Source organism: Pseudomonas sp. LS_2 (assembly GCF_042709235.1).
Lineage (GTDB): Bacteria > Pseudomonadota > Gammaproteobacteria > Pseudomonadales > Pseudomonadaceae > Aquipseudomonas.
On record NZ_JAVAYC010000001.1, the window covers coordinates 234,153 to 249,600 of the forward strand.

Genomic DNA, 15,448 nt, shown 5'->3' on the forward strand with positions numbered 1-15,448 from the left:
GGCTCAGCGCGCGGGCAACTGTGCCAAGTAGCGCTGATAGGCTGTTTCATAGGCCGCTCGCTGGGCTGGGCGGGGCAGGGTACGGGTCGACTCGTCGAGGCTGACGCAACGTTGGCACAAGGTCTCCAGATTGTGCCCGCCCACGCTCCAGGCTGCCTGGATCGCTGCGCCAAGGGCGCCAGCTTCGGTCTGTCGTGGGCAGACCAGTGGCAGGCCAAGCAGATCGGCGAGTACCTCGCGCCACAGCGGGCTTTTCGCCGCACCACCGACCAGGCGGATTTCCTCGCCTTGCAGGCCGCTGGCGCGCAGCAGGTCGAGGCCATGGCGCAGGGCGAAGCAGGTGCCTTCGAGGACCGCGCGACAGAGGTTGGCGCGGGTCAGATTGTTGCTGGTCATGCCATGCAGGCTGGCGCTGGCATTGGGCAAGGCGGGCACGCGCTCGCCATTGAAGAAGGGCAGCATCAGCAGGCCCTCGGCGCCGATCGGCGCTTGCCCGGCCAGCCGGGTGAAATCTTCCAGCCCAAGTTGCAGCAGGTCTTGCACCAAGGCACAGGCGCTGGTCAGGTTCATCGTGCAGATCAGCGGCAGCCAGCCACCGCTCGAGGCGCAGAACGTTGCCACTTCGCCCAGCGGGCTGACCAGGGCATGCTCGGCATGAGCGGCCAAGGTGCCGGAGGTACCCAGGCTGAGGGTGATGGCGCCGGGGCGGATATTGCCGGTGCCGATGGCTGCCAGCATGTTGTCGCCACCCCCAGTGGCCACCCGCGTTTGGGCTGAAAGACCCAGTTGCGATGCGGCCTGCTCGCGCAGCGGGCCGATGCACTCGCCGGGTTGCAGCAGGTCCGGCAGTGCCGCAGGCAGGCGTTCGCCGGGCTCGATCAGTTGCAGTACGTCCGGCGCCCAGGCGTTGCGGCGCACATCGTAGTAGCCGGTGCCCGAGGCGTCGCCGGGCTCGGTGCAGACGCGGCCGGTCAGCCAGTAGTTGAGGTAGTCGTGAGGCAGCAGGATATGCGCGGTGCGGGCGAACAAATCGGGGAAATGCCGCTTGCTCCAGAGCAGCTTGGAAACGGTGTAGCCCGGCGCAATCACCAGCCCAAGGCGGTCCAGCGAACCTTGCACGCCACCCAGGGCCTCCAGCAGCTCGAGGTTCTCCGGCGTGGTCTCGGTGTCGCACCACAGCTTGGCTGGACGCAATACCTGGCCCCGGGCGTCGAGCAGCACCAGGCCATGCTGCTGGCCGGACACCGCCAGCCCGCGGATGTGCGTGCCTTCCACACCGGCTGCGTGCAGGGCGTTGGTCACCGCCGTGCGCAGGGCCGCGAGCCAGTCGGCGGGGTCTTGCTCGCGGCGCCCGTCGTTGCCCTGGGGCGGTGCATGCGCGGCGCTGCCCAGGCCCAGCACCTGGCCGCTGGCGGCGTCCAGCACCAGGGCCTTGGTGCCTTGGGTGCCGCAGTCGATGCCGATGAACAGTTCGTGCATGGGCGCGCGCTCCGCGGTCAGTCGCCGAGTACTCGGCTCAAGGTCTTGCTCACGCCGTGCTCGCGCAAGCTGTCGTACATCTGCTCGAACGCCGCGACGAACGCCTTGGACGCCGGGATCGCCGTGCCGAAGATCACCTCGTCGCCCAGCACCCGCGCCGCCAGGCCTTCGCGCTGCACCACGCGGGCCTTGCAGTCCTCGGCGCGGGGGTCGGGAATCTCGTAGCGCGTACCGTTTTCGTCGACGCCGCGCAAGTACAGGGCCCAGGCCGCTGCTACCAACGCCACGCGCTCCAGTGGCTTGCCGTCTGCTATCAGGCGGTTGGCAGTGGGCACGATGAATTTGGGAAACTTCGACGAGCCGTCCGAGCACACGCGCTCCAGCTGGTCGGCGATGGCCGTGTTGGAGAAGCGCTCGGTCAGGCTGTCCTTGTACTGCTCCAGGTCGATGCCAGGCACCGGTGCCAGTTGCGGGGTTACGTCGAGGTCCATGAAGGTGCGCATGTAGCGGCGCAGCAGTGGGTCGGCCAGGGTCTGGTGGACGAACCGGTAGCCTTGCAGGAAGCCCAGGTAGGTGAGCGCCAGGTGGCTGCCGTTGAGCAGCTTGATCTTCATTTCCTCGTAGGGCGTGACATCGTCGGTGAATTGCACCCCGACCTTTTCCCAGGCCGGGCGCCCAGCCACGAACTTGTCTTCCAGCACCCATTGCAGGAACGGCTCGCAGACCACCGGCCAGCCATCCTCGACACCATGGTGTTCGGCCAGTTGCTGGCGGTGGGTGGCGCTGGTCATGGGCGTGATGCGGTCGACCATGGCGTTGGGGAAGCTGACGTTGCTGGCGATCCACTGGGCCAAGTCATGGTTGGCCAGGTGGGCGAAGGCCAGCAGGGCCTTGCGCGCCACGTCGCCGTTATGTGGAAGGTTGTCGCAGGACATCACGGTGAACGCGCCCAGCCTGGCCTCGCGACGTCGGCGCAGGGCCTCGCAGAGAAAGCCGAAGACGCTGCGTGGCGCCCGCGGGTTGGCCAGGTCATGCTGGATCAGCGGCAGGTCGGCGCGGAATTCGCCGGTGCTGTCGTCGATACAGTAGCCGCCCTCGGTGATGGTCAGCGAGACGATCCGAATACCTGGCTCGCACAGCTTGCCCAGCAGCTCTTCGGGGCTGTCTTCGGCCAGCAGCATGTCGTTGATCGCGGCGATCACCCGCACCTCGGTGTCGGGCGTGTCGCCCAGTTCGAACAGGGTGTAGAGGTGGTCCTGGGCCTTGAGGGTGTCGCGCATCGCGCGGTCGTCGCTGCGCAGGCCCGCCCCGCAGATCGCCCAGTCCAGGCCTTCGCCGCGGTTCATCAGGGCATCGGTATAGGCCGCCTGATGGGCGCGGTGGAAGCCGCCGACGCCGATGTGCACGATGCCCTGGGCCAAGGCCGTCGGGTCGTAGGAAGGGCGCGCGACGGTGGTCGCCAGCTGCCCGAGGTTGTGCCGGTTGAGTTTCATCCTGGGTACCTTGAGGCGGCTTCAGGCCACCTGTTGCAGTCGTTTGTCGAGGGCCTGGCCGTTGCTGTCGAACAGGTGGCAGTGGCCTGGGTCGAAGGTCAGCTCCAACTGCTCGCCGTAGCCTGGGGCGAAGTCGCCGCGCACGCGCACGGTGAGCATTTCCCCGGAGGCGCTGCGCACATGGCAGTAGCTGTCGCTGCCCAGGCGTTCGCTGACGTCGGCGGTGACTTGCAGCGAGCCTGCATCGCCAAGGCCGGTGCGGGTGATGTTCAGGTGCTCGGGACGAATGCCCAGGGTCACTGCGCTGCCGGTGGCCAGCGCGCTGACGCACAGCGGCAGGTTGATGCGCGTGCCGCATTCGAGGGCGACTTCACACTGGTTGCCCTGGTTGCGGCTCAGGTGGCCGCGCAAGAAGCCCATCTTCGGTGTGCCGAGGAAGCCTGCGACGAACAGGTTGGCCGGGTGGTGGTACAGCTCCAGGGGCGAGCCGACCTGCTCGATGCGCCCGCCATTGAGCACCACCACCTTGTCGGCCAGGGTCATCGCCTCGACCTGGTCGTGGGTCACGTAGATCATGGTAGCGGCCAGCTCCTGGTGCAGCCGTGCCAGTTCCAGACGCATTTGCACGCGCAGGGCGGCGTCGAGGTTCGACAGCGGCTCGTCGAACAGGAAGATCTTCGGATTGCGCACGATCGCCCTGCCAATGGCCACGCGCTGGCGCTGGCCGCCCGAGAGCTGGCGCGGCTTGCGTTCGAGCAAGGGTTGCAGTTCGAGAATGCGCGCGGCGTTGTCCACCTTGCTGGCCACTTCGCGTTTGTCCACGCCGGCCAGGTCCAGGGCGAACGACAGGTTCTTGCGCACGGTCATGTGCGGGTACAGTGCGTAGGTTTGGAACACCATGGCCAGGTCGCGCTTGGCCGGGGCGGTGTCGGTGATGTCGACGCCGTCCAGTGCGATGCTGCCGCTGCTGACTTCCTCCAGCCCGGCGATCAGCCGCAGCAGGGTCGACTTGCCGCAGCCGGAGGGGCCGACGAACACCACGAACTCGCGGTCGCGTACGTCCAGGTCGATGCCCTTGATGATGGCGTGGCCATCGAAGCCTTTTTGCAGGTTGCGGATCTTCAGGTCAGCCATGTCGAGTTACCTCCGCGGTGGCCGGGGAAAGTTGAGATTTTGCAGGGTCCTGTGGGAGCGGGTTTACCCGCGAACACCGGCGCAGCCGGTGCCATGCACCGCGTTGTGTGCTTCGCGGGTGAACCCGCTCCCACAGGGAGCGCAGCGGAGTTTCCAGGCGGCTCATTTCACGGCACCGAACGACAACCCGCGCACCAGCTGTTTCTGGCTGATCCAGCCGAAGATCAGGATCGGCGCGCAGGCCAGGGTGGAGACGGCCGAGAGCTTGGCCCAGAACAGCCCCTCGGGGCTCGAGTAGGAGGCAACCAGCGCGGTCAGTGGGGCGGCGGCCGAAGAGGTCAGGTTGAGCGACCAGAACGCCTCGTTCCAGCACAGGATCAACGACAGCAGCACGGTCGAGGCCAGCCCGCCGCGGGCGATCGGCAACAGCACATGGGCGATCTCCTGCCAGGTGCCGGCGCCGTCCAGGCGGGCGGCTTCGAGGATGTCCACCGGAATGTCCTTGAAGTAGGTGTACACCATCCACACCACGATCGGCAGGTTGATCAGGGTGTAGACGATGATCAGCGACAGGCGCGAGTCGAGCAGGCCGAACTGCTTGGCCAGCAAGTAGATCGGCATCAGGACGCCCACCGGCGGCAGCATCTTGGTCGACAGCATCCACAGCAGCGTGCGCTTGGTGTGGCGGGTTTCGAAGAAGGCCATCGAGTACGCCGCCGGCACCGCGATCAGCATGCACAACAGGGTGGCCGAGAACGAAATCAGCACCGAGTTCCAGGCGTAGGCGAAGTAGTCGCTGCGCTCGTTGATGTGCAGGTAGTTTTCCAGCGTCGGCGTGAAGATGAACTGCGGCGGCGTGGCGAAGGCGTCCAGCTCGGTCTTGAGGCTGGTCAGCAGCATCCAGAAGATCGGGAAGAAGATCACCAGGGCGATGCCCCAGCACAGCAGGCCGATCAGCCCGTCACGCAGGCGGCGGTGTTGCTTGAGTGTCAGCATGGTGGGCTCCTTAGCTGCGCTCGGTAAGGTTCTTGCCGATCATCCGCACCAGCACGAAAGCGGCGATGTTGGCGATGACCACGGCGATCAGGCCGCCGGCCGAGGCCATGCCGACATCGAACTGCAGCAGGGCCTGGTTGTAGATCAGGTAGGCGAGGTTGGTGGACTCGTAGCCCGGGCCGCCGCTGGTGGTGGTGAAGATCTCGGCGAACACCGAGAGCAGGAAGATGGTCTCGATCATCACCACCACGGCGATGGGCCGGGCCAGGTGCGGCAGGGTCAGGTGCCAGAAGATTGCCAGGGGGCCGGCGCCGTCGAGGCGCGCGGCTTCCTTCTGCTCCTGGTCGAGCGACTGCATGGCGGTCATCAGGATCAGGATGGCGAACGGCAGCCACTGCCACGACACGATCAGGATGATCGACAGCAACGGGTAGTGCGCCAGCCAGTCCACGGGCTGTGCGCCGAACAGCCGCCAAATGGCAGCCAGAATGCCCGACACCGGGTGGAAGATCAGGTTCTTCCACAGCAGCGCACTGACCGTGGGCATGATGAAGAACGGCGAGATCAGCAGCACCCGCACCACGCCACGGCCCCAGAATTCACCGGCCTCCAGCAGCGCGGCGATCAGCACGCCGAGCACCACGCTGATCAGCAGCACGCTGCCCACCAGGGTCAGGGTGTTCAGCGCGCCTGGCATGAAGCCTGCGTCGGTGACGAAGAAGCTGAAATTCTCCAGGCCCACGAAATCGTTTTCGCCGGGGTACAGCAGGTTGTAGCGGATCAGCGAGAAGTACAGGGTCATGCCCAGGGGCACGAGCATCCACAACAGCAGCAGTGCCACCGAGGGGCTGACCAGGAACCAGCCGGGGCCGACCCTGTGTTTGGTGGGGCGCGGGGCGGCGAGGGGCTGGGTGTCGAGGGCCGAGGTGTTCATGGCGACTCCGTGGGTTTCTTTCGAAAAGGGCGCGGCCAGCCGCCACCGCGCAGGGCGCTGCGCGGTAGCGATCGGTGGCGGGTTACTTGGGGTAACCGGCGCGTTTCATCTCGCGTTCGGTGGACTGTTGGGCAGCGGCCAGCGCCTGCTCGACCTTCATCTGCCCGGTCAGGGCGGCGGAGAACAGCTTGCCGACCTGGGTGCCGATAGCCTGGAATTCAGGAATGGTCACCAGCTGGATGCCCACGTAGGGCACGGGCTTGAGGGTAGGGTGCTTGGGGTCGACCCGCTTGAGCGACTCCAGCGTCACCTTGGCGAAGGGCGCGGCGGCCAGGTACGCATCGCTGTAGGTCGAGGCACGGGTGCCGGGCGGCACGTTGGCCACGCCTTCCTTCTCGGCCACCAGCTTGCCGTAGGCCTCGGAGGTGGCCCAGGTGCTGAAGGTCTTGGCGGCGTCCTTGGACTTGGAACTGGCAGGGATCGCGAGCGCCCAGGAATACAGCCACGAGGCACCTTTGTCGGTAACCTCCCTCGGCGCGAAGGTGAAGCCGGTGTCGTCGGCCACCTTGCTCTGGCTCTTGTCGGTGACGAACGAGCCGGCCACGCTGGCATCGACCCAGATGGCGCACTTGCCGCTGTTGAACAGCGCCAGGTTCTCGTTGAAACCGTTGCTGGAGGCGCCGGGCGGGCCGTACTGCCTCATGGCGTCGACGTAGAAGGTCAGCGCGTTCTTCCACTCGTTGCCGCTGAATTCAGGTGTCCACTGCTCGTCGAACCAGCGTGCGCCGAAGGCATTGGCCACGGTGCCGATCAGCGCCATGTTCTCGCCCCAGCCGGCCTTGCCGCGCAGGCAAAGCCCGTACTGGCCCTGGTCGGGCTTGTTCAGCTTGGCAGCGAATTCGCCGATCTGCGTCCAGGTGGGCTGCTCGGGCATGTCCAACCCGGCCTGCTGGAACAGGTCCTTGCGGTAGTAGGTGATCGAGGCTTCGGCGTAGAACGGCAGGGCGTACAGCGTGCCCTTGGCCGACAAGCCTTCGCGTACCGAGGGAAATACGTCGTCGAGGTTGTAGTCGGCGGGCAGGTTGGTCATCGGCTCCAGCCAGCCTTTCTCGCCCCACAGCGCCGCTTCGTACATGCCGATGGTCAGCACGTCGAACTGCCCGCCCTGGGTGGCGATGTCGGTGGTCAGGCGCTGGCGCAGCACGTTTTCCTCGAGCACAACCCACTTGAGCTTGATCTGCGGGTGCTGCTCTTCGAACACCTTGGCCAGACGCTGCATGCGGATCATGTCGTTGTTGTTGACCGTGGCGATGGTCAGGGTTTCGGCGGCCTGGGCGAACAGCGGCAGGCTCAGGCAGGCGGCGGCCACACAGGCCTTGATCGAGTCGTTCATCTGTGAACTCCCCTCCCGGGCCGGGTGAGGGCACGGAAGACATTATTGTGTTTTTTATGTCGCTCGCTGCCGATTACACCGCTGCACGGCGATGCGGACAAAGCCTTGCCTGCACAGTGGTTGATACTTTTTTGCACTGCTGGGTTTTCAGTGCTGGTTCTGCTCGGTCAGGCGCTGGGTCACCAGGCTGCGATAACCGGAGGGGGTCATGCCCTTGAGTTGCTGGAAGCGCCGATTGAAGTTCGACAGGTTGCTGAAGCCCGATTCGAAGCACACCTCGGTTACCGGCAGGTCGCTCTTGGCCAGTAGCTCGCAGGACTTGCTGATCCGCAGGCGGTTGACGAACTCAACGAAACCGCGCCCGGCAGCCTGCTTGAAGAAGCGTGAGAAGTAGGTGGGGGTCATGCCCAGATGCTCGGCGACCTCGTTTTGGGAGAGGTCGTGGGCATAGTGCTGAAAGATGTAGTCCACCGCCCGGTTGATGCGCTCGACATTGTGTTCGTCGGCCAACTGCGAGGAGGTGACGGTGGACAGCAACTGGTAGTCCTCGCAGGCAGCGAGTTGTTCCATGAGGATAAAAAAGTATCCCAGGCGAGTCATGCCACTGCTGTCGGCGATGCGTTGCAGCAGGTGGCGGCTTTCGCTGATCAAGGCCGCGTCGCGGAATTCGATGCCATAGCGGGCCCTGGCCAATAGCGGCGCCAGCTGGTTCAGCTCGGAAAACACGCTGCTGCCGTCTTCCAGCACCTCGTCGGTGAAGTTCACCAGCATGTCGCGCTTTTCCACCGCTTCGTCGCGGTCGAGCTGGCTGATCCAGTTGTGCGGCAGGTTGGGGCCGGTGAGGAACAGCGTGTCGGGGCCGAAGTTGCCGATGTAGTCGCCGATGAACACCTTGCCTGCGCTGGCGACGATCAGGTGCAGTTCGTATTCCTTGTGAAAGTGCCAGCGCACCAGCGGGCTGGGGAAGCCGTGCTGGCGGTAGATCAATGAATGACCTTCGTGGTCATCCATCAATTCGTAGGACGGGTCGGTGACTTTGCTGGTTTTGGGCATGATGATCGCGTCGACCGGGGGCGAGTGGATATCCTAGCCAAAAATGCTTGCCTGTGCGGGCCTCTTCGCGGGTAAACCCGCTCCCACAGGTACGGCGTAGCTCTTGAGAACTGCACCCTACCTGTGGGAGCGGGTTTACCCGCGAAAGGGCCGTGCCTGATAAACTCCGCCATCGGCCAACAAACACGACGCCATGACCCCCCTACGCTACCTGCAAGCCTACCCCCCGCACCTGCAGGACCAGGTTCGCCAGATGATCGCCAGCGACCGCCTGGGCGCTTACCTGCAACAGCGCTACCCAGGCCGCCATGACGTGCAGAGCGACAAGGCGCTGTACAGCTACGCCCAGGACCTGCGCCAGGAATACCTGCGCACTGCGCCGCCGCTGGACAAGGTGCTCTACGACAATCGCCTCGACCTCACCCACCGCGCCTTGGGCCTGAACACGGCGGTCTCACGTGTGCAGGGCGGCAAGCTCAAAGCCAAGAAGGAAATCCGCATCGCCTCGCTGTTCAAGGACGCAGCGCCGCAGTTCCTGCGCATGATCGTGGTGCACGAGCTGGCTCACCTGCGTGAGCGCGACCACAACAAAGCCTTCTACCAGCTGTGCCAGCACATGGAGCCGGACTACCATCAACTGGAGTTCGACCTGCGCATCTACCTGACCTACCAAGAGCTGCCAGGCCATGAATAAGGAGCCCACCGCCATGGAAGTGAGCAAGACCAAGAGCAGCTTCTACCGTCGCCTCTACGTGGCCTGGCTGATCGACAGCCAGACAGCCACCAGCGTGCCGGCGCTGATGGAAGCCACCGGCATGCCGCGGCGCACTGCCCAGGACACCATCGCCGCCCTGGCCGACCTGGACATCGTCTGCGCGTTCGAGCAACAGGCCGGCGCGCGCAACCATGCAGGGCATTACCGCATCCACGACTGGGGCGCGATCGAAAAGCAGTGGATCATCCAGCACCTGCGGCAGATCCGCGACGTGCTCGGCTACCCCTGATCCAGGAAAAGTTTTCATGCATTTCGGCCAAAATAGAGGCTAAATGACATTATTGCCCGCTGCGGGCGCCTCGCGCCTTTGTGTAATCTCCCGAGACCAGCGTGGAACCCCAACTGCGAAAGGAACTGAGCATGCGGCCACTGCTTTGTGTTCTAGGTCTTGCGGTATCGATGCTTGCAACGCCTTCGTGGGCACAGCAGACCCTGCGTTTGGTGGCCGACCATTGGCCGCCGTTCACCGACCGCAGCATGCCGGGCGGCGGGCTGGCCACCGGTATCGTCACCGAGGCATTGGCCCGCGCGGGCTATGCCAGCAAGTTCGAGGAAGTGCCTTGGGCGCGGGCGCTCATGGGCGTGGGCGAAGGGCGTTACGATGTGCTCGTGAATGCCTGGTATAACGAATCGCGCACGCGCCTTGGCCAGTTCTCCGCCCCCTACCTGACCAACCGCATCCGCCTGCTCAAGCGCGAGGGCGACGCTTTCAGCTTTCGCAAGCTGCCCGACCTTTACCCGTACAGCATCGCTGTGGTCCGCGACTACGCCTACGCGGCCGATTTCGACAGCGATACCCGGCTGAACAAAGTGCCCGTGCGCAACTTCCCCTCTGCCGTGCGCATGCTGGCGGCTGGCCGGGTGGACCTGGCGGTGGAGGATGAGTACGTGGCGCGCTACAACCTGCGCTCCGAGCCGTCGGCGGTTCGCGACGCGGTGGATTTCGTCGAGCGGCCGCTGGGGGAGAACAGTCTGCACATTCTGGTCAGCCTCAAGCACCCGCAGCACCAGGTGATCGTGCAGCGGTTCGAGCAGGCGATCGAGGCGATGAAGGCCGATGGCAGCTATGCGCGGTTGATGAAGCATTACGGCTTGTGAGCGGTGTCGCCCTCTTCGCGGGTAAACCCGCTCCCACAGGTACTGCACCGCTCTTGAGTTCAGTGCCGAACCTGTGGGAGCGGGTTTACCCGCGAAAGGGCCAGTGCTGGCAACACATCAGGTCGGCTCGCCTTCCTTGTTCAAGTGCGCCGCCAGGGTGCGCAGCGGCCCCAACTGTCGACAGATCAACGCCAGCTGGGTCTGTACCAGGCGCTGGTGCTCATCCAGCTCCTCGGGCATCTGCTCCAACTGGTTGGCCAGCGCTTCCTCACTGTCGCTGTGGATCGCGATGGGCGCCCGCGCCGCCAGGCCATTGGCGATTTCATCCAGGCTCTGCGCCAGGCTGCTGCCCGCACCATCGATCAACTGCTCGTGGACTTCCGCCGGCAGCGCGGTGTCGCGGTGCGCCCCCAGCCCTGACAGATAGCTGAGCAAGGTGTGCGACAGCACCAGGAAGCGGAAGCCCACGTCGGCCTCCTTACGGAAGTGCCCCGGTTCCATCAGCATGTTCGAAAGCGTGGTGGACAGCGCCGCGTCGGCGTTGTGCGCGTTGCGTCGGGCCAGGCGGTAGGCCAGGTCGTCGCGCTTGCCGTTGGCGTACTGCTGCATGATCTGGCGCAGGTACAGGCTGGCGCAGGTCAGGGTGTTGGCCAGCACCTTGTTCAGGCGCCGCCCCTGCCAGTCGGGCAGGAACAGGAACACCGCGAGGATGGCGATCAACGCGCCGACCAGGGTATCGAACAGGCGCGGCAGGAACAGCCCATAGCCATCGCCGATCTGGTTGAAACAGAACAGCACCATCAAGGTGATCGCCGCCGTGGCCAGGGTGTAGCGGGTGGTGCGGTTGACGAAGAACACCACTCCAGCCACCACCGCGAACAGCGACTGGATGAGCGGGTTGGGGAACAGGTCGAACAGCGCCCAGCCTACGGTCAGGCCGATGGCGGTACCGATCACCCGCTGCACCAGCTTGCGCCGGGTGGCGCCATAGTTGGGCTGGCAGACGAACAGGGTGGTGAGGATGATCCAGTAGCCTTGGGTGGGGTGGATCAGGTGCACCATGCCGTAGCCGACCGACAACGCCAGTGGCAGGCGCAGGGCGTGGCGGAACAGCAGCGAAGTCGGGGTGAGCTGGGTGCGCAGGCGTTTCCAGACATCCTTGAGGTTGCGCGGCGAGCGGTCGAGCAGGCTGCTGTCGCTGGCGTCGGCCAGGCTGTCGGGGTTGCTTGCAGCGCTGAGCAGGCGGTCGAGGGTGGCCAGGTTCGCCGCCAGGGCGCGCAACGAACGCAGCAGGCTGCGCCAGGCAGGGTTGTTCTGTTCGCGCAGGTGTTCCAGCGAGGCGTTCAGGTCTTCCAGGGCCTCGGGGTAACCGCTGGCAAGCACGAAGGGCTGGCGCAGGCGAATGGAACGGGCCAGCTCCTGGCAGGAGGCGCCCTGTTTGCGCAAAAGGCGCTGGCAGCGGAACATCACATCGCTGTGGAAGAACGCCTCGTTGAGGGCGTTGTAGGGGTAGTGCGAGGCGCTGACCCGCTCGTGTATGTCCTGGGCCAGGAAGTACAGCTTCAGGTAGCGGCTGACCTTGGAGTTCGGCTGGCTGTTGCCGACTCGGTGCAGGATGATTTCCTTGGCCGCATTGAGCGCCGCCACCACCTTGCCGTTCTGCTTGGCCAGCTCCAGGCGCCCGGCCTCGACGTCCAGGGTGCGCACCGGCTCGAACAGGCTGGCCTTGAGCTTGAGGTAGCTGCCCAGTTCAAAGAACAGCTTGGCCAGGCTCTGCTGCACCGGCTGGTTGGAAAACAGCGCCTGCCACAGCACCGACAGCGACCCGTACCAGGCGGCGCCGGCCACCAGCATCATCGGCTCGTGCCAGAAGTCGGTGACCTGGCCGCCGCGCTGGTCCACACCGATCATGGTGTACACCGAGAGAATCAATGTGGCCGAGGCGATGGCGCCATAGCGCTCGCCCAGCGCGCCGAGCATGGTCAGGCCGAACGCTGCCAGGGCCATGGCGATGACGAAGATCCAGGGGTAGGGGAACAGCAGCTCCACCGACAGCGCCGCGACCGCGAAACATACCAGGGTCACGACCAGCGCGCTGAGGCGGCCCTGCCAGCCATCGTCGGTCTCGGCCAGGGCGCTGGCGATAATGCCCAGGAACAGCGGGATGAGCAGGCTCATCTCGTTCTGGTACAAGCACCAGGCCATGCTGCCGGTGAGGGCGATGGTCACACGGATGGCGTAACTGAACTTGTCTTGGCCCCACAGGCGACGCAAGGAATGGCGGAACGAGCTCGATGACATGATGGCCCTGGGCGGTGAGCGAATGGGTGTCCTTTGGCGGTCATGGCCTTGGAGCCGTGGCGAGACCTTCGCGGCCCCAATACCCTGACCTGGCACAGACCAGCATGAAGCGTTCCGTGCTGAAAGGTTTCTACTCTACACGAACTGCGCCGCGGCGTTAGCCGAAGCCCAGGCCCACTGGAAGTTGAAGCCACCCAGGTGGCCACTGACGTCCAGTACCTCGCCGATGAAATACAGCCCTGGACTCTTGAGTGACTCCATGGTCTTGGACGACACCTCGCGGGTGTCCACTCCACCCAGCGTCACCTCGGCAGTGCGATAGCCTTCGGTACCCGCCGGCACCACTTGCCAGGCCGCGAGCTTTTCCGCCACCTCGGCCAATTCCGCCGGGGTGTACTGCTTCAGGGGCTTGGAAACGAACCATTGCTCGGCCAGCAGGGTGGCCAGCTTGCGGGTGAACACCTCGCCCAGCACGGTTTTCAGCTCGCTGTTGGGGCGTTCGGCCTGCTGGCCTTGCAGCCACTCCAGGGCATCGCGGTCGGGCAACAGGTTCAGCTCCACCGTGTCACCGGCTTCCCAGAACGACGAAACCTGCAAGATCGCCGGCCCGCTCAGGCCGCGGTGGGTGAACAGCAGGTTCTCGCGAAAGCTTGCGCCGTTGCAGCTGGCGATACAGTCCAGCGAGGTGCCGGAAAGCTCGGTGCACAGGGCCTTGAGTTGCGGCTCGGTGATGGTGAACGGCACCAGCCCCGCGCGGGTCGGCAGCAGTTCATGGCCGAACTGGCGCGCCACCTGATAGCCGAAACCGGTGGCACCCAGGGTCGGGATCGACAGCCCGCCGGTGGCGATCACCAGCGACTGGCAGGCGAACGCCCCCGCGCTGGTTTGCAGCTGGTAGCCGCCTTCGACCTTGGCGATGGTCTCGATGCTGGTGTTCATGCGCAGCTCGGCGCCGGCCGCGTCGCACTCGGCCAGCAGCATGTCGAGGATGTCGCTGGACTTGTTGTCGCAGAACAGCTGGCCGAGCTTTTTCTCGTGGTACGGCACGCCGTGCCTGGCCACCAGCTCGATGAAGTCCCACTGGGTGTAGCGGGCCAGGGCCGACTTGCAGAAGTGCGGGTTGTGCGAGAGGAAGTTGGCGGGCTCGGTGTACATATTGGTGAAGTTGCAGCGCCCGCCGCCGGACATGAGGATCTTCTTGCCCGGCTTGTTGGCATGGTCGAGCAGCAGCACACGGCGCCCGCGGCGGGCGCTGAGCTGGGCGCACATCAGGCCGGCGGCGCCGGCGCCGAGGATGATCACGTCGGTGGAGTGCACGGTAAAAACCTGTCTGAATTCAAGAGTGAGACGCCGAACCCTGTAGGAGCGGGCAAGCCCGTTCCTACAGGGGGACTGCAAAGCGTTAGAGGATGCGCACCTTCAGGGCGCGGCCCTTGATCTTGCCACTGTTGAGCCGCTGCATGGCCTGCTTGGCCACCGCCCGCTCCACGGCGACGAACGCCTGGAAATCGAAGATGGCGATCTTGCCCACCTGGGTACCGGGGATGCCGGCATCGCCAGTCAGAGCGCCGAGAATATCGCCTGGGCGCAGCTTGTCCTTGCGCCCGGCAGCGATGCACAGGGTGGTCATGGCTGGCAGCAGCGGCTCGCCGCCCTTGTTCTTCAGGCTGTCCAGCTGGTCCCAGCGCAGTGGGCTTTTCTGCAATGCCTCGATGGCCTGGGCGCGGTGCCCTTCGGCAGGCGCCACCAGGCTCACCGCGATACCCTTCTCGCCAGCTCGCCCCGTGCGGCCGACGCGGTGCACGTGGATCTCGGCATCGCGCGCCAGCTCGACGTTGATGACCATGTCCAGGCCATCGATGTCCAGGCCGCGGGCGGCTACGTCGGTGGCCACCAGCACCGAGCTGCTGCGGTTGGCGAACATGGTCAGTACCTGGTCGCGGTCGCGCTGCTCGAGGTCGCCGTGCAACGCCTGGGCGTGGATGCCCTTGGCCTTGAGGTGGGTCACCAGGTCCTCGCACTGCTGCTTGGTGAAGCAGAATGCCACGCAGGACGTCGGGCGGTAGTGGCCGAGTACGCGGGTGGTGGCTTCCAGGCGCTGCTGCGGGTCGATCTCGATGAAGCGCTGCTCGATCTGATTGTCGGCGTGCAGGCTCTCGACCTTCACCTGCTGCGGCTTGCGCATGAAGTCGGCGGCCAGTTGCTCGATACCGGCGGGGTAGGTGGCCGAGAACAACAGCGTCTGGCGACGGGCCGGGGTGCGCCCGATGATGCTGGCGATGGCATCGAAGAAGCCCATGTCGAGCATGCGGTCGGCTTCATCGAGCACCAGGGTGTTGAGGCCGTCGAGCACCAGGGTGCCTTTGTCCAGGTGCTGCTGGATGCGCCCTGGCGTGCCGACGATGATGTGCGCGCCATGCTCCAGCGAGGCGATCTGCGGGCCGAGCGACACGCCACCGCACAGGGTGAGGACCTTGATGTTGTCCTCGGCGCGGGCCAGGCGGCGCAGCTCCTTGGCTACCTGGTCGGCAAGCTCCCGGGTAGGGCACAGCACCAGGGCCTGGCAACCGAAGTAGCGCGGGTTGATCGGGTTGAGCAGGCCGATGCCGAAGGCGGCGGTCTTGCCGCTGCCGGTCTTGGCCTGGGCAATCAGGTCCTGGCCCTTGAGGATGACCGGCAGGCTCTGCGCCTGGATCGGCGTCATCGCGGTGTAGCCGAGGGTGTCCAGGTTGGCCAGCATGGCGGCGGACAACGGCAGGGTGGCGAAGGCGGAGGAAGTGGTGGTCACGAGG

General features: G+C 65.3%; 13 protein-coding genes. 3 read left to right on the forward strand and 10 right to left on the reverse strand.

Features of this window, described 5'->3' with window-relative positions; translation table 11 throughout:
* Nucleotides 1-3 precede the first annotated feature (3 nt).
* The 7 genes from xylB to RAC97_RS01095 form a co-directional block, all read right to left on the reverse strand.
* Complete coding sequence (gene xylB, locus RAC97_RS01065; protein ID WP_375099642.1) at nt 4-1,479, reverse strand: xylulokinase; 1,476 nt, start codon at nt 1,477-1,479, stop codon at nt 4-6.
* Between the two features lie 17 nt (nt 1,480-1,496).
* The gene (locus RAC97_RS01070) at nt 1,497-2,972 is read right to left on the reverse strand and encodes a mannitol dehydrogenase family protein (protein ID WP_375099641.1); all 1,476 of its coding nucleotides are present in this window, start codon (nt 2,970-2,972) and stop codon (nt 1,497-1,499) included.
* A gap of 21 nt (nt 2,973-2,993) precedes the next feature.
* Nucleotides 2,994-4,106, reverse strand: coding sequence for an ABC transporter ATP-binding protein (locus RAC97_RS01075; protein ID WP_375099640.1), 1,113 nt, complete (start codon nt 4,104-4,106; stop codon nt 2,994-2,996).
* Between the two features lie 162 nt (nt 4,107-4,268).
* Nucleotides 4,269-5,102, reverse strand: a complete 834-nt coding sequence (locus RAC97_RS01080; protein ID WP_375099638.1) for a carbohydrate ABC transporter permease — start codon at nt 5,100-5,102, stop codon at nt 4,269-4,271.
* Between the two features lie 10 nt (nt 5,103-5,112).
* Nucleotides 5,113-6,036, reverse strand: a complete 924-nt coding sequence (locus RAC97_RS01085; RefSeq protein WP_379671399.1) for a carbohydrate ABC transporter permease — start codon at nt 6,034-6,036, stop codon at nt 5,113-5,115.
* 82 nt (nt 6,037-6,118) lie between these two features.
* The gene (locus RAC97_RS01090; protein ID WP_375098876.1) at nt 6,119-7,429 is read right to left on the reverse strand and encodes an ABC transporter substrate-binding protein; all 1,311 of its coding nucleotides are present in this window, start codon (nt 7,427-7,429) and stop codon (nt 6,119-6,121) included.
* Nucleotides 7,430-7,576: 147 nt separating this feature from the next.
* The gene (locus tag RAC97_RS01095) at nt 7,577-8,482 is read right to left on the reverse strand and encodes a helix-turn-helix domain-containing protein (RefSeq protein WP_375098875.1); all 906 of its coding nucleotides are present in this window, start codon (nt 8,480-8,482) and stop codon (nt 7,577-7,579) included.
* A 193-nt stretch (nt 8,483-8,675) separates the two neighbouring features.
* On the opposite strand from RAC97_RS01095, the gene RAC97_RS01100 reads away from it, so the two are divergent.
* The 3 genes from RAC97_RS01100 (at nt 8,676) to RAC97_RS01110 (ending at nt 10,355) form a co-directional block, all read left to right on the forward strand.
* Nucleotides 8,676-9,176, forward strand: coding sequence for a M48 family metallopeptidase (locus RAC97_RS01100; RefSeq protein ID WP_375098874.1), 501 nt, complete (start codon nt 8,676-8,678; stop codon nt 9,174-9,176).
* Nucleotides 9,177-9,189: 13 nt separating this feature from the next.
* The gene (locus tag RAC97_RS01105) at nt 9,190-9,486 is read left to right on the forward strand and encodes a helix-turn-helix domain-containing protein (protein WP_375098880.1); all 297 of its coding nucleotides are present in this window, start codon (nt 9,190-9,192) and stop codon (nt 9,484-9,486) included.
* Between the two features lie 131 nt (nt 9,487-9,617).
* The gene (locus RAC97_RS01110) at nt 9,618-10,355 is read left to right on the forward strand and encodes a substrate-binding periplasmic protein (protein WP_375098873.1); all 738 of its coding nucleotides are present in this window, start codon (nt 9,618-9,620) and stop codon (nt 10,353-10,355) included.
* A 117-nt stretch (nt 10,356-10,472) separates the two neighbouring features.
* Here RAC97_RS01110 and yccS read toward each other — a convergent pair whose 3' ends face one another.
* From yccS to dbpA, 3 genes are all read right to left on the reverse strand, one after another.
* The gene (yccS, locus tag RAC97_RS01115) at nt 10,473-12,656 is read right to left on the reverse strand and encodes a YccS family putative transporter (protein WP_375098872.1); all 2,184 of its coding nucleotides are present in this window, start codon (nt 12,654-12,656) and stop codon (nt 10,473-10,475) included.
* A gap of 135 nt (nt 12,657-12,791) precedes the next feature.
* Nucleotides 12,792-13,973, reverse strand: coding sequence for an NAD(P)/FAD-dependent oxidoreductase (locus tag RAC97_RS01120; RefSeq protein WP_375098871.1), 1,182 nt, complete (start codon nt 13,971-13,973; stop codon nt 12,792-12,794).
* 85 nt (nt 13,974-14,058) lie between these two features.
* Nucleotides 14,059-15,396, reverse strand: coding sequence for an ATP-dependent RNA helicase DbpA (dbpA, locus tag RAC97_RS01125; RefSeq protein ID WP_375098879.1), 1,338 nt, complete (start codon nt 15,394-15,396; stop codon nt 14,059-14,061).
* Nucleotides 15,397-15,448: the final 52 nt, after the last annotated feature.

What these genes read in the sequence shown, in the direction of transcription:
- xylB (WP_375099642.1), bottom strand. Translation starts at nt 1,479, where the DNA reads ATGCACGAACTGTTCATCGGCATCGACTGCGGCACCCAAGGCACCAAG.
- RAC97_RS01070 (WP_375099641.1), bottom strand. Translation starts at nt 2,972, where the DNA reads ATGAAACTCAACCGGCACAACCTCGGGCAGCTGGCGACCACCGTCGCG.
- RAC97_RS01075 (WP_375099640.1), bottom strand. Translation starts at nt 4,106, where the DNA reads ATGGCTGACCTGAAGATCCGCAACCTGCAAAAAGGCTTCGATGGCCAC.
- RAC97_RS01080 (WP_375099638.1), bottom strand. Translation starts at nt 5,102, where the DNA reads ATGCTGACACTCAAGCAACACCGCCGCCTGCGTGACGGGCTGATCGGC.
- RAC97_RS01085 (WP_379671399.1), bottom strand. Translation starts at nt 6,036, where the DNA reads ATGAACACCTCGGCCCTCGACACCCAGCCCCTCGCCGCCCCGCGCCCC.
- RAC97_RS01090 (WP_375098876.1), bottom strand. Translation starts at nt 7,429, where the DNA reads ATGAACGACTCGATCAAGGCCTGTGTGGCCGCCGCCTGCCTGAGCCTG.
- RAC97_RS01095 (WP_375098875.1), bottom strand. Translation starts at nt 8,482, where the DNA reads ATGCCCAAAACCAGCAAAGTCACCGACCCGTCCTACGAATTGATGGAT.
- RAC97_RS01100 (WP_375098874.1), top strand. Translation starts at nt 8,676, where the DNA reads ATGACCCCCCTACGCTACCTGCAAGCCTACCCCCCGCACCTGCAGGAC.
- RAC97_RS01105 (WP_375098880.1), top strand. Translation starts at nt 9,190, where the DNA reads ATGGAAGTGAGCAAGACCAAGAGCAGCTTCTACCGTCGCCTCTACGTG.
- RAC97_RS01110 (WP_375098873.1), top strand. Translation starts at nt 9,618, where the DNA reads ATGCGGCCACTGCTTTGTGTTCTAGGTCTTGCGGTATCGATGCTTGCA.
- yccS (WP_375098872.1), bottom strand. Translation starts at nt 12,656, where the DNA reads ATGTCATCGAGCTCGTTCCGCCATTCCTTGCGTCGCCTGTGGGGCCAA.
- dbpA (WP_375098879.1), bottom strand. Translation starts at nt 15,396, where the DNA reads ATGCTGGCCAACCTGGACACCCTCGGCTACACCGCGATGACGCCGATC.